This window comes from Allocoleopsis franciscana PCC 7113, assembly GCF_000317515.1.
Taxonomy (GTDB): domain Bacteria; phylum Cyanobacteriota; class Cyanobacteriia; order Cyanobacteriales; family Coleofasciculaceae; genus Allocoleopsis; species Allocoleopsis franciscana.
Map to the genome: position 1 here is coordinate 5,974,605 of NC_019738.1, position 13,432 is coordinate 5,988,036.

11 protein-coding genes are annotated in these 13,432 nt (G+C 44.6%); 7 read left to right on the forward strand and 4 right to left on the reverse strand.

The features are described 5' to 3' along the window. Positions 1–174 precede the first annotated feature (174 nt). The 4 genes from MIC7113_RS24490 to MIC7113_RS24505 form a co-directional block, all read right to left on the reverse strand. Complete coding sequence (locus MIC7113_RS24490; protein ID WP_015184886.1) at positions 175–3,123, reverse strand: CHAT domain-containing protein; 2,949 nt, start codon at positions 3,121–3,123, stop codon at positions 175–177. Between the two features lie 257 nt (positions 3,124–3,380). Continuing rightward, positions 3,381–3,971 carry a chromophore lyase CpcT/CpeT gene (locus MIC7113_RS24495; protein ID WP_015184887.1) on the reverse strand — a complete coding sequence of 197 codons (591 nt, stop codon included), beginning with the start codon at positions 3,969–3,971 and terminating at the stop codon, positions 3,381–3,383. A 127-nt stretch (positions 3,972–4,098) separates the two neighbouring features. Beyond that, the gene (locus MIC7113_RS24500; RefSeq protein WP_041780205.1) at positions 4,099–5,646 is read right to left on the reverse strand and encodes a mercuric reductase; all 1,548 of its coding nucleotides are present in this window, start codon (positions 5,644–5,646) and stop codon (positions 4,099–4,101) included. Between the two features lie 127 nt (positions 5,647–5,773). Further along, positions 5,774–6,493: a TVP38/TMEM64 family protein gene (locus MIC7113_RS24505; protein ID WP_015184889.1), complete on the reverse strand. Its 720-nt coding sequence runs from the start codon at positions 6,491–6,493 to the stop codon at positions 5,774–5,776. Between the two features lie 761 nt (positions 6,494–7,254). Here MIC7113_RS24505 and MIC7113_RS24515 point away from each other — a divergent pair. The 7 genes from MIC7113_RS24515 (at position 7,255) to MIC7113_RS24540 (ending at position 13,375) form a co-directional block, all read left to right on the forward strand. Next, positions 7,255–7,536, forward strand: a complete 282-nt coding sequence (locus tag MIC7113_RS24515; protein WP_015184890.1) for a hypothetical protein — start codon at positions 7,255–7,257, stop codon at positions 7,534–7,536. A gap of 52 nt (positions 7,537–7,588) precedes the next feature. After that, entirely contained in the window at positions 7,589–8,548 is a 960-nt protein-coding gene (locus tag MIC7113_RS24520) for a DUF362 domain-containing protein (protein ID WP_041780208.1), read from the forward strand. A gap of 374 nt (positions 8,549–8,922) precedes the next feature. Then, positions 8,923–9,108: a hypothetical protein gene (locus MIC7113_RS37790; RefSeq protein ID WP_015184892.1), complete on the forward strand. Its 186-nt coding sequence runs from the start codon at positions 8,923–8,925 to the stop codon at positions 9,106–9,108. 365 nt (positions 9,109–9,473) lie between these two features. Then, on the forward strand, positions 9,474–10,013 hold the full coding sequence (locus MIC7113_RS24525; protein ID WP_041781239.1) for an inorganic diphosphatase: 540 nt from the start codon (positions 9,474–9,476) through the stop codon (positions 10,011–10,013). A gap of 411 nt (positions 10,014–10,424) precedes the next feature. Then, positions 10,425–11,330, forward strand: a complete 906-nt coding sequence (locus tag MIC7113_RS24530) for an MBL fold metallo-hydrolase (protein ID WP_015184894.1) — start codon at positions 10,425–10,427, stop codon at positions 11,328–11,330. Between the two features lie 277 nt (positions 11,331–11,607). Then, complete coding sequence (locus MIC7113_RS24535; protein WP_015184895.1) at positions 11,608–12,459, forward strand: sulfurtransferase; 852 nt, start codon at positions 11,608–11,610, stop codon at positions 12,457–12,459. A gap of 397 nt (positions 12,460–12,856) precedes the next feature. Continuing rightward, positions 12,857–13,375 (forward strand): LabA-like NYN domain-containing protein, encoded by a 519-nt coding sequence (locus MIC7113_RS24540; RefSeq protein ID WP_015184896.1) that lies wholly within the window; start codon positions 12,857–12,859, stop codon positions 13,373–13,375. Positions 13,376–13,432 lie beyond the last annotated feature (57 nt).

Sequence of the window (13,432 nt, forward strand, 5' to 3'; positions counted from 1 at the left end):
TCAAAAAACTTTACTTACCGCTACTTCGGTAATTTACCAGGTTTGGGTACCGTCTCAACCATCTTGGGGATGTAAATTCTGCTACGGAAATAACGTGTTTTAACACATTTAAGACTAAGTTATTCTTCTTTCCGGCGTGACTTTTAACTTTTGACTGTCAAGACAGAGGTGAGTCTACAAACCATTGCCAATCAAAATAAAGGGTGCCCAGTAGTAGGGATGGGAAAACCCTGAAGCGTTGCTAGTAGTCGATTGTCTTCCTGGAATGGGTTGTGCACCTAGACCTCGAAAATCAGTATTCGCTGTAGAGGTAGGATTATTAACGGTACCTCCCTTGGGGTGATCGCTCCGGATTAGGCTCAGTTGTGCCTGACGCAGTGCCTGAGCTTTGGTGATGGGAGATTGTGCTGTACCCTTGGCTAAGGTGCTGTAGAATTGCTCCATCAACAGACGCGTACTCTTGTCGTTCACTTGCCACAGAGAAGCCATCACGGCTTTAGCTCCCTTTTCGAGAAAGTAGTAGCTAAGTCCAGTAATCTCGGTGCCGTCTTGTCCAGTTTCTCCTAATGCCGTTTCACAGGCAGAGAGTACCACCAAATGAATTTGGTTCAAATCCCGCATATTTTGAATCTCAGGAATGGGGAGTTCTTCGCCATCACCCAGCAACAGATAGGAAGCGTAGGCATTGTTGGGCACAAATTTTCCATGAGTGGCGATATGTAGAATTAAATGATCGGCTAAATTATCCCGTAAGGCTTTACGATTAAACCCTTGATTGAGTAACTGTAATCCTGGATAAATACCTTGAGTATCTGTAGGGGATTGGCGAATGATCGCATTCAGTTCGGCAGGTACATTGGGCAGAGGATTGAATCCCTTTTTGGCTTCGGATAGTCCTGCTGCTAAAACTGAGGTATTTTGAGTTCCGGGAGGTAGGCGCTCACCCATTTGGGTCAAATTAGCTGAGATAATAGTGGAGATATTGTAGTTTTCGGTTAAATATTTTTCTCCATCAAACACAGCATTCATGGGAATGTAGCGAGTAACGCGATCGAGGGAAAAGACGAGATTTTGTATTTGGTTTTTCTTGAGTTCTTTTTGCAGAGATGGGGGAAGCAGCCAGTCATAGAGTTGTTTCCCTGTTGCTTTGAGTTCAGCAATATCAGAGTTGGGGTTTTGTAGAAGTTGGCGAAATTGTACAACTTTCTCGCTAAGTTGCTTTAATCCGACTTGAGGAACTTCTATACTTTTAGTAATGCCACCTTTAGATGCCCATAAAATCCAGAGTTTGTTTTCGAGTACCAAAGGATAAATTAGTACTGTTCCGGGTTCGGAAACAATAGCTTCGGCATTGCCTCCAAGAGTGCTGGGGTCAAGAAATGCTTTATCTTTTTCACGACGACGGCTAATTTCTTGTTCAAGCGATCGCACGTTATCTTCAAATTCTTTGGCGACAGCCTCACGTTGGTCTAACAGTTTACTACGTTCTGCACATTGCTTGCATTCTTCAATCTTACGTCCCAAGGCAATTAGAGTTCCGTGAGTTTTCAGGATTTCCGATTCGGTGAAGTTGGTGATAATGCCAAGAGTTTCTTTACCTCCAGTGCGAGTATCTTTGGTGAAGTTGCGTAACTCTTGAACTTTGAGGAGTTCTAATACCTGCTGTGCTTCGAGGATTCGTCCTTGGGAGAGTAATAAGTTGGCTAAAGAGCGATAATTATCTGCAACAGTTTCGGTATATACCTTCTGTTCCTCAATAGTTAATTTTTGCAAGTCTTGTCGGATGGCTTCGGTGATGTTGACAGCTTCTTTGTAGAAGACGATCGCTAGTTCTGGCTGATTTTGTTTTTCTAGTAGGGAACCGATATTGCTGAGGGTGGTTCTTTCTCCTGGGCGATCATTGAATTCTCTGAAAAGTGCGAGGGCTTTGCGGTAAGCTTCCAAAGCTTGAGTATAGTCTCCCGTTTGGGCATAAACTAAGCCGATGCTATTAAGAATGAATCCTGATGCACTAAGATCACCTGAATTTCCGTATTCTTGAGACTTTTGATAGGCTTCTAAAGCTTGAGTATATTGACCTTTTTCAAAATAAATTAATCCAATGTTGTTATAAATATGATGTCTCTCGAAGCTTTCTTTTGATAAGGCTTGTTGAAAGAACTGTAGTGCCCGATCAACCTGTCCTAACTTTTTGTAAATTAATCCAATTTGATTGAGCGCAAAAGGTTCTAGATAACTAATTGGTACTACTAATTCCTCGCTTACTTTTACGGAGGGTAGAATAGATAGTGCTTGATCGAGAACTTCTAAAGCTCGCTCATATTGAGCTAAATCATTATAAATTAATCCAGTTTCAATGAGTAAAAATAATTCGTGATCTTTAACTTTACGTTCTCTAGCGATCGCTAATGATTGTTGATACGACCCTAGTGCCTGAGAGTACTGACCCAAATTGCGATAAACCCATCCCATACTGTGGAGACTATGCTGTTGAGCCTTGCGATCACCAATTTCTTGACTGATAAATAAATTTAGCTGGCTTATTGATAACTGCTCTTGCCAAGATAGTTTTCTACGACGCAAAGAGATATCCCTAGCTACGCCAAAGGCTGCCTGAAATTGCCATTTTTGTTTTAGGTGACGGCGCATTACATCAAGAATTAGTTGTTCGCCTTCACCATCACCAATTTTTCTAAAACTCTCTAGCTTTTGACGAAATAATTCCTCTATCTGGCGATATTTACCTGCTTTAAAATAAGCATTACCAATGTATCCAAGTGTTTTTGCTATCTTGTTGAGGGTGTCTACCTCACCAGCGCGATCGCCATTTTTTCTTTGAATAACTAAAGTTGTTTGAAGTTCTTCGAGTCGCTGTTGTAATTCATCGGAAGAAGTTTCTTTCTCGACAGCACTAGGACTACTAGCAGTTTGAAACGTTCCCCTATTCACCCTTGGAAAAGTCTTTACAGAAAACTTATCTTTCTCAATCTCAGAGTCTTGAGTTGACTTTGCGGCTATAGCCGTTGAGATGCTTAGATGAATTCCACTCAGTTGTAAGGGAAAAGTCAGGGACAGTAGCAGGGTGGCAGCAATGAAACTGAGATGCTTGGGACGCGATCGCATACAAACAATCCTCTATCAGCAGCTTGGCAAAATACTTGCACAATCATCTATATCTCTGAACTCATCAGAAGATATGCAAAAATGAGAGCCAGTTGCAGAACACAGTCTCGCTGACTTGAGTCTCAAAAAGCGATCGCTCATTGCCGCAAATCATCGCTGTTCTCAGTTCCATAAACCACACCGCAGGGGCAATTCTACCTTGCCCCTACAGAAAACCTGTATTCATTAACTAACGCATCACTGAGGCAAAAAGCCTTTTAAACCTTTACCTCATCCGCAAAACTCGCCCAACGGGCAAATTGAAATTCCCCAGCGATCGAACCCCAAATATGTTCATCGGTTTGGGGGTGGCGTCCGCGATCGCGACTGATAAATTTATTCTCATCAATCTCGAACATGCTGTCGAGATAGGTTTCCTCACCCTTCCACAACACCATACAACCCTTACCCGGTTCAACCTCACCTTTGAAACTGTTACCCGTCCATTCAACTTGGAACGTACATCCGGGGAGTTTCTCCAACTGTTCGGCTTGTAGGGTTTGCAAGCGTGCCAGGTCACGAGAGGCACCGTAGAATGGTTTTTCGTCCTTAACTTTGTAATTTTCAATTTCGATGCGATCGCCTACCTCCATTAACTTTAATACTCGCAACCGATAAGGCTGATTCAGCGCATAGTCGTAGGCTTGTTCCAGAAAAAAACTGACTCCATCCAGCAGCGTCAGAGGCAGGGGACGCATACAAACACGAATATGGGCGAAAAACGGGGGATTAGCATACGCTTGCTCTTGATTGCTAAAATCAGCAGCCATCCAACGGGCTAAGGTGGCAATATCGGTAGAATGCGTCATTAATTATTTCTCAGAATTCTCATCAAACTTTATCAATAATTGTAAAACTCAGACTGGCTAAGGGAGGAGCAAGAGAATAGGAGAAGATTGTGATCGCCCAAAAGACACCGACAAAACGTACACTACATTACGACAACTTCGTCAACAACCCCAAAAACCGCTTAGTATTCGGCGTGAGCAACGTGCGACGATAAGCATCCGCCGCCTTCTTAATCCCTTCCGCCTGAGTAGGATAAGGATGAATCACACCACTTAACCGGCTCAAACCCACCTTACCCACAATTGCCGTCGTCACTTCCGAAATCATCTCACCCGCATGACGAGCTACAATCGTCGCCCCCAAAATCTGATCCGAACCCTTCCGGTGCAGGATTTTAACAAACCCTTCCTCCTCACCATCTGCGATCGCTCGATCCACCTGACTTAAAGGAATGGCGATTGCCTCTACCGCAATCCCCTTTTCCCTCGCTTCCCATTCATACAATCCCACATGGGCAACCTCTGGGTCAGTATACGTGACCCAAGGCATCACCAAACTACTCAGTTTAGAACGTCCTAAACCAAACGGTGAAAACAAAGTATTTTTAATCACAATCCGTGCCGCCGCATCCGCCGCATGAGTAAACTTCCAGTTCATGCAGATGTCGCCTGCGGCATAAATTCGGGGGTTCGTCGTTTGCAGGTAATCATTCACCTTCACCCCTTGCTTCTGGTCGTACTCTACCCCAACTGCATCTAAATTCAGCCCTTCCACATTAGGAGCACGTCCGACACCCACCAAAATTTCATCAACCGTAATCGACTCCTCCTGACCCTGATGGGTAAAATAGACTGTCTTACCTTCACTCGACTTGACTACCCGCTTCACTTCAGAACCCAGCACCAAGCGAATTCCTTCCCGAATAAACACCTTCTGAACAACTTCCGCCGCGTCGGCATCCTCTTTATTCAAGATATGAGAACTGCGATGGAACAATACCACCTCACTCCCCAAACGCCGAAACGCCTGAGCTAATTCGCAATCAAGGGGGCCACCCCCAATCAATGCTATACAGCTTGGTCGTTCGGTAAGGGAAAAAACACTTTCATTCGTCAGATACCCCGCCTCTTCCATCCCCTCAATCGATAATCGTGCTGCCCTAGCCCCCGTCGCAATCACCGCTTTCTTAAACCGGAGAGTCTCACTCCCCACTTCAATCGTGTTGTCACTCAAAAAACGACCACTACCCAAAAAGACATCAACCCCAAGCTGTTGGAAACGTTCCGCCGAATCATGAGGACTAATACTTGCCCGGATTCTACGCATCCGTTGCATTACGGCAGGAAAATCAACTTGAATCTCTTCTGGGACATGCACCCCGTAGTTTTTTGCTTCTCGCATCTCGGCAACCACACGAGAAGATCGAATCATGCACTTGGAAGGCACGCACCCCACATTCAAGCAATCCCCACCCATTAGATGCTTTTCAATCAAAGCAACTTTCAAACCCAAGCCTAAACCCGCCGCACCTGCCGCCACGACTAATCCAGCCGTACCCGCGCCAATCACCACTAAGTCGTAACAGCTAGCGGGTTTAGGATTAACCCAATCCGGTGGATGAACGTGAGAAACCAATGTCTGGTTATACTCATCCATCGGTGCGACGGTAACATTCTCGAATGCTGAATTTGACATGGGTAGTTAAGAAAAAAAGAGGCTTCCTCTTCCCGGTTGGATGGGTTATTTGATTCACCGCGTTCTCCCCAATCCTAGAGCATGGAAATCGTACCTCTTAAGATTTTGAGGACAACAACGGTAGGAACTAAGAAACTTTCTCTTCTAAAGCCTTCCGAGCAATTCGAGTGACAAAAACCGTAACCGCAACCGTGGCGACAAAACCAATAATCCTCATCGTCCACTCTATAGCAGAGTTGCTCGGCTGAGCTGTGGTACCAATCAGGGCACAGGCACCCGCCAAGGAACCGAGGTAAACGTACATTACTGTACCCGGAATCATACCCAGGAAGCCCAGGAGATAGTCTTTGGAGGAAACTCCCGTAATTCCCAGAGCATAGTTCAACAAGTTAAATGGAAAAATGGGAGAGAGCCGCGTTAAAAAAACAATTTTGAATCCTTCTTTACCCACAGCCTCGTCAATTTTACGAAATTTTTCATTGCCTGCGATTTGCTTGTAAACCCAATCCCGTGCTAAGTACCGTCCGATGAAGAAAGCGGCAGTGGCTCCCAGCACGGCACCGATGAAAACGTAGAGTGAACCCCAGACGACACCAAAGATTGCGCCGCCTCCGAGGGTAACAATTGAGCCAGGTAAGAAAGCTACCGTAGCAATAATATAGAGTGCAATATACGCGATCGCTCCCACACGACCCAGATTGTTAATCCTTGCCAATGTGTTCCGCAACATGTCCTGGAGATTGAATCCCCTAGCAGCAGAAGATGTCTCTGCTAAGGCTGGATGGGTAGCAATCCCAATGGCGATGCCAACTGCCAGTAGCGTTAATCCAAACAGCTTGAGAAACATGATCACTCTTCTGCTCAAGGATTGACGTTTTATCAGGTTGTGCGTCATAACTTGATTTTATTTTGTTGAGGTTGCTCGATCTCAATACTAATGTCTTGAAATCAAGGATTACATTGCTTGCTCATTGAGCCTAATTCCTTTTTACTAGGATACTGCTCCTGAATCCGAATACAGGACTTACTTTTGTATTCTTTCCCGTCAGTTCATTTATTTCTTATCTATAGATATTAACGACTTTAATTTTTGGGTACGATTAAAAGATATTAAATTCCTGTCAGAGAATTTTTGTTTATCAAATTTATCAGACTCAGTCATCCTGCAAAAGCATAATATTTGGCTTGGTGGCTAGATTGACCAGGGATTGATTAGGTATAAATTTAAAAAATCAGATTACCAGATAAAGTTTAAAGTAATAATTGAATCAAAAATATAAGCCTTAATAGTAATATCTGTTTCAGAAACAACTTCAAGAAAACGGTTAAGTTTTAAACAAAACATTAATTACATCACTTAAATTTGAACAAAAAATACAGAGATAAACGCTATCCGCTTGTAGTTATTTTTGGTATCTGGTAGATTCAAAGCCATAGGTTCTAGAAAGAACTCGCAGGACATAGAATATTGACAAGCATTCGCTCCGGAGAGCCTGAAGGTCAATTGTTTCCTAAGAGACTCAAGAGATACAATGAGCAGCCTGAGCCTGATTAAGGCTAACTCAATCGCTTTTTTGGCAACCACTAGATACAGAGTTTAAGAATACGATGCAAAGTGCTGACAGTTTCACTCAAGTTACCTTTCACTACCAGAGTGGTGAAACAGAATCCTTTGATATTCCCCAAACTCCAGAAGCTTTCCAGATGCAACTCGATGGCTTACTCAACCAAGACTGGTTGACCCTGCACTTGTTTGATAGCACGGTTGTCATTCATACGGCCCAAGTTGTGAAGATAGAAGTGAAACCGCCCTTGCTCGAAATCCAAGGGAATGGTGTTCTCACCGATGTCCAGCGAGTGACACCACTGACGCATGGAGCCAAGCTCTAGAAATGGAGGCTGGAAAGATGATTCAACCGAACTTCACGATCTAAATAAAATCATGTCTACGGTTAGTTTAATTCGTGCTGATTCCTATAATCGGCAGCAACTGCGCTCCTCCTTAGAAACCTTGCTGGAACCGTTAGGAGGAATGGGCGCTTTTGTGAAACCGGGCAATCGCGTCCTGCTCAAGCCCAATCTTCTCACCGGTGGGCGTCCCGGCAAAGAATGCATCACTCGTCCGGAACTGGTTTACACTGTCGCTCAATTGGTACAAGAAGCAGGAGGCAAACCCTTTTTGGGAGATAGCCCTGCTTTTGGGAGTGCTTGGGGGGTTGCCAAGGCAAATGGCTATCTGCCGCTGATGGAAGAACTCAACTTACCCATCGTAGAATTTCACGGTCAGCGTTACGAAACAGCGAGTACAACCTTCAACCATCTGCGCCTGTGCAAAGAAGCTATGGACGCCGATGTCGTGATTAACCTGCCTAAGGTGAAGTCTCACTCGCAGTTAACCATCACCTTGGGCGTCAAGAACTTATTCGGCTGTGTCCCTGGCAAAATGAAAGCCTGGTGGCACATGGAAGCGGGGAAGGATGAACAACGTTTTGGGGAAATGTTGGTGGAAACGGCACGGGCGATTAATCCCGACTTGACGATTCTCGATGGTATCATCGGTCATGAAGGAAATGGCCCTAGTGCAGGCGAACCGCGATCGCTGAATATCTTGGGGGCGTCTTCCGATGTCTTTGCCCTGGATCGCGCCATACTAGACATCCTCAATGTTGACCCATCCCTCGTTCCCACCGTAACCGCGAGTCAACGATTAGGGCTGTGTCCACAACTGAGGGAGATGGATTTTCCCCACCTGCAACCCATGGAACTGCAAGTGATGGATTGGAGACTTCCTGATGCTTTAGTCCCGCTTGATTTTGGGATGCCTCGTGTAATTAAGTCTACTTTTAGACATCTGTACATCCGCTTGATCCAAGAACCCATCAAAGCTTATGCCGAAAGGTAGTTGACAAGAAGTCAGTTTTGTAAACCTCGTTACAACGAAAACCAAAATCTGCACCGTAAGCTTGTACTACCCTCCGATTGCTTAATCACGCCGCCCTATTTCTAGAGGCGGTTTTTTATTAAGTGTGACGGGAATCTCCAGTTAATCTGGCAGTCGAGATCAAAAATTTTAGGTTGAGACCGAAAATTCCACCTCTTTCACAGGTAGGAAGTTAAGCGGTCAGTCGATCTCTCTAGCTGTACTTCTTTGAGATTGTTTTCTAGAAGACAATTAAAAAGAGATAAATCGCTAAAATGAAGTACATGGGTGAGAAATAAAACTCTTTCCTTTGCTTTTCATTACCATTTGACCGAGTTTCAGTCAAAAAATTTTTTATGGAATCCAGTAGTCCGTCTGCCAACACTTCTGATCCCCATCCCTATAGGTGGGCAGAGTTTATGGGAGCGGTAATTGCTTTATTAACCTTGACATTACCTCTGTTCGTCATCGCTCATTACTCTTCAAGCGGAGTGGATGTTCTGCAACAGACGACTTACTCGCTACCCAGGCCAGAAAAGTGATTCCACAGATAGCTTAAATCACACCATAGCAATGCAGGACTCAAAACATCCCCCCTGGTTATAGACCTAAATCGGGGGAGTTACAGAAAAATACCGACGGGTGCTAGTGGTTAGCTCTAAACTAGCTTGGTTTTCAGTGGCAACGGCTGTTTGAGATTGACCGATGCCGAGCCAAACTTATGAAGATTTGAAAAAGATTCGCTCTTTAGGCAGTGGGAATCTGATCAACCACAAGCCGGTCGTACCTGTCTTCGCTTAGAATGCTACACGGGGGTTGGTCAAAGCCTACTCCTGGGGTTACCTGTGGCAAAAAGTATTTGATTGCAAGGCTCCCCCAATCTGCTGTGTCGCTTAAAAATTCTGTAATGGATTTATCACGCATTCCGGCTCAACCTAAACCAGGTCTGATCAACGTTCTGATTGAAATTCCAGCGGGTAGTAAGAATAAGTACGAGTTTGACAAAGACTTACAAGCCTTTGCACTAGACCGTGTACTTTATGCTTCTGTGCAATATCCGTATGACTACGGGTTCGTGCCTAACACATTAGCGGATGATGGCGATCCGCTCGATGGTATGGTATTGATGGATCAACCGACGTTTCCAGGGTGTGTCATTGCCGCACGACCGATTGGGATGCTAGAGATGATTGATGGAGGCGATCGCGACGAAAAAATTCTTTGTGTTCCCGACAAAGACCCGCGCTACACCCATGTCAAATCTCTTCAAGACATCGCGCCGCATCGATTGGAGGAAATTGCTGAATTTTTCAGGACTTACAAAAACCTAGAAAAAAAAGTTACAGAAATTTTAGGCTGGAAAGATGTCGGGCACGTCATGCCACTGGTAGAGAAGTGCATCCAAGCCGGTAGCGAGAAAGGAAGAGATTCAGACGCCGAGTCCTAAACCTAAATGGGTAAGGGATAAGCGTTTTTGAGAGGGCGTAGGAGCAACTGCGATGTCTCTATCCCTGAGTGACGCGCAATCTCTCTCCATCTTTCGCCCTCCATATCCAATTTGTGACGGAACTCACAGGTTATGTTCCTTCAAGAACGCTAAAATTAACTGACCTAACAAAAACTTCCTGACCAAGACCAAGGGTGCTAGAAAATTTAACGTAGGGGAAGTGCGGAATCTGAATGGTTGTTGTACGACATTACCCTACGTAATTTCTTATCTTAGTAAATATGTGACCTCTGCCCCTTTGAACCCAAAGCCCTAGTCACCCACACAGCGATGCCCGTTCTATCTGACTCTCATTTAGTGGAAATCTGCTGCTGTGAAGCGTTGCTAATCCAGGCTAACTAAATTGTAACAATGCCAGATTTCCAGCCAGCGGCACCAACCCCACGTATATCGAATGATAGAGCCGATATGGTAACTGGCTCTAGAGATGATTTTGTCGTTCAATTTTGGGGCGTTCGAGATAAAATTTCCACTCCGGGAAAAGAGACAATCCGTTACGGGGGCAACACATCCTGTGTTGAAATACGGGTTGGCAACAAACGTCTGATTTTTGACGGCGGTACCGGGTTACGGTTGTTGGGCAATAATTTGCTCAAAGCGATGCCCGTGGAAGCTTACATCTTCTTTACTAATTGCCATTGGGACAGCATCCAAGGATTTCCCTTTTTCATCCCCGCCCTTCTTCCAGGCAACTGCTTTCATATTTACGGAGCAGAGGCATCTGATGGAACCTCGATGGAACAGCGGCTGAGTCGCCAGATGCTCGGTCCCAATTTTCCCGTTCCCCTGCAAGTGATGCGCTCGGAGCTGAAGTTCTACGAGCTGGTGTCTGGCATGACTATCTTATTGGACGATGTGACCGTTGAGACCGTCTTTCTCAACTACTCACACAGGGCAATGGGTTATCGAATCACTTGGCAAGGACGTTCAGTGGTCTACGCCATGGATCGCGTCTGCTACCAGGATCACATCGATCAAGCACTGCTCCATCTAGCACGGCAAGCCGATTTGCTGATTTTGAAAGCTCCTCATTCCTTCTTAGAGGGTGGCGTCTCATCTTCGTCACGGCTCTGGAAAGACAGCCTTTGGCAGACAGGGATTGAAACAGCAAAAGCAGCGGGCGTTAAACGAATCGTCATGTCTCGCTACAACCCCGACTATGATGATGACTTTCTCGATCAGGTAGAAGAGCAAGTTAGGTCTGTTTTCCCCAATGACTTCCTAGCTCGCGAGGGCATGATTGTGCCCATAGCCTAGTGAAAGAAGGCAGGAGGTAGAAGGCAGGAGGCACAAGGAAAAAGGTAAAAAAGTTTGTACAGTCAGCTTTTTAACCTTTTCAACTAGATTGTTATTTTTGCCAGCGTGTTTAGTTCAGCGAAAAAAACATAGTTTTGGAACTCTGATTTAAGCGCCTAAACCATTTCTCATGCCCTAACTCCCTATTTGGGTGGAGTAAGACTTGTCCATCGGTTTTGTTCACGGCTGAGAATAGGGCAAGATCTCATATAAGTTTTTTAATTGGTGATCTTGCATAATGGACTCCCCTTTTGTCGTTTCTGCTGAATACCTTAGGGAACATCTAGATGACCCGCAAGTGGTGATTGTGGATTGTCGCTTCGTACTTACTGAGCCAGATGTGGGTCATCAACAGTATCTAGAGAGTCACATCCCAATGGCTCACTATCTTGATTTAAATCAAGACCTATCCGCACCTGTGGGGCTTCATGGTGGGCGTCACCCGTTGCCAGATATCGATGAACTAGCGCAGAAATTAGCTGCCATGGGCGTGAATTTTCAACAAACTTTAGTCGTCGCTTATGATAATTCTCGCTTGGGTTTTGCCGCACGTCTGTGGTGGCTACTCCGTTACATGGGACATGACCAGGTTGCCTTGCTCAATGGGGGCTGGACGGCATGGCAAGCAGCGGGATACCCGGTTACAGAGGTTTTACCTCCAACACCCGTACCAGGGACGTTTGTACCGCAAATACGCTCGGATTGGTGGGTGGATATTGACACCTTCAAAGTTCGTAAAGATTTACCCGGTGTGGTAGTAGTCGATTCGCGGGAGCGCGATCGCTATTTAGGGAAACGAGAGCCGATTGACCCCATCGCTGATCATATACCCGGTGCCGTTAATTACCCTTGGCAAGACGTGACCGATGTTCAAGGGTATCTGCACCCAATCGATAAGCAACAACAGCGATGGCTTGATGTCACAACGCAAAAAGAAATTATTGTTTATTGTGGTTCTGGAGTCACCGCCTGTGTCAATCTCCTCTCCTTAGAATTGGCTGGGATTCATACCGGCAAGCTCTATGCAGGGGGTTGGAGTGACTGGTGTTCTTATCTAAATCCCCCACAAGCCTCCCAATCAAGTGATTGAGTATCTCTCTACATTCCGCTCGTCCTCGACCACTTCTATGAGTTCAAGCGGAATATCTAGCCTGAAATTTTTTGAATAATCTCATATCGTGCTGGGTTGCTGAGGAGAGTCCACTCAGAACTACAATTTAAATGTAAATTTAATAAAGTACTTCCGCAGCAGACTTCACTGTGTGCTGACCAAATATACTTAAGTTCAAGTTATCCTGTTAGCCAACCATGCTTTTAGGTTTATCGCCTGAGGGTGATTTAAAGGGAGGAGTTGAAAAAATGAAGTAAAAAGAAGGAGAACCCTTAAGGGTTATCGCTTTAACGTAACTATTAGCAAATGATTAAATAAAAGTTGCTAAAATAAGAAGTTCAATTAAATTCACTAAAACTATTAGGTCTTAGTTTATATGCCATGCCCCATGAACCGTCTGTCTATTTTTGTAGACGGGAACAATATGTTCTACGCTCAACAAAAAAACGGCTGGTTTTTCGATCCAAGAAGGGTATTAGATTACTTCAAAGGTGAGCCAAACATAACATTAGTCAACGCCTTTTGGTACACCGGATTAAAAGACCCTCAAGACCAGCGAGGATTTCGAGATGCCTTAATCAGCCTTGGTTACACCGTCCGGACAAAAATTCTCAAAGAATATTACGATGATAATTCCGGTCGTTATTCTCAAAAAGCTAATTTAGATATAGAAATTGTTGTCGATATGTTTAATACAGTAGATCAGTACGATAAAGTGATTCTTTTTAGTGGAGATGGTGATTTTGAACGAGCGATTGAATTACTACGCTCAAAGAATACACATATTACAGTCGTCTCAACCGAGGGAATGATTGCCAGGGAATTAAGGAATGCAACTGACCGTTACATCGATTTAAATGAAATCCGAGAACGGATTGAAAAAATTGACTATTAAATATAATTGAGTAAAAAATAACTTCTATCTTATATAGATTGAGGACAATTAACTCTT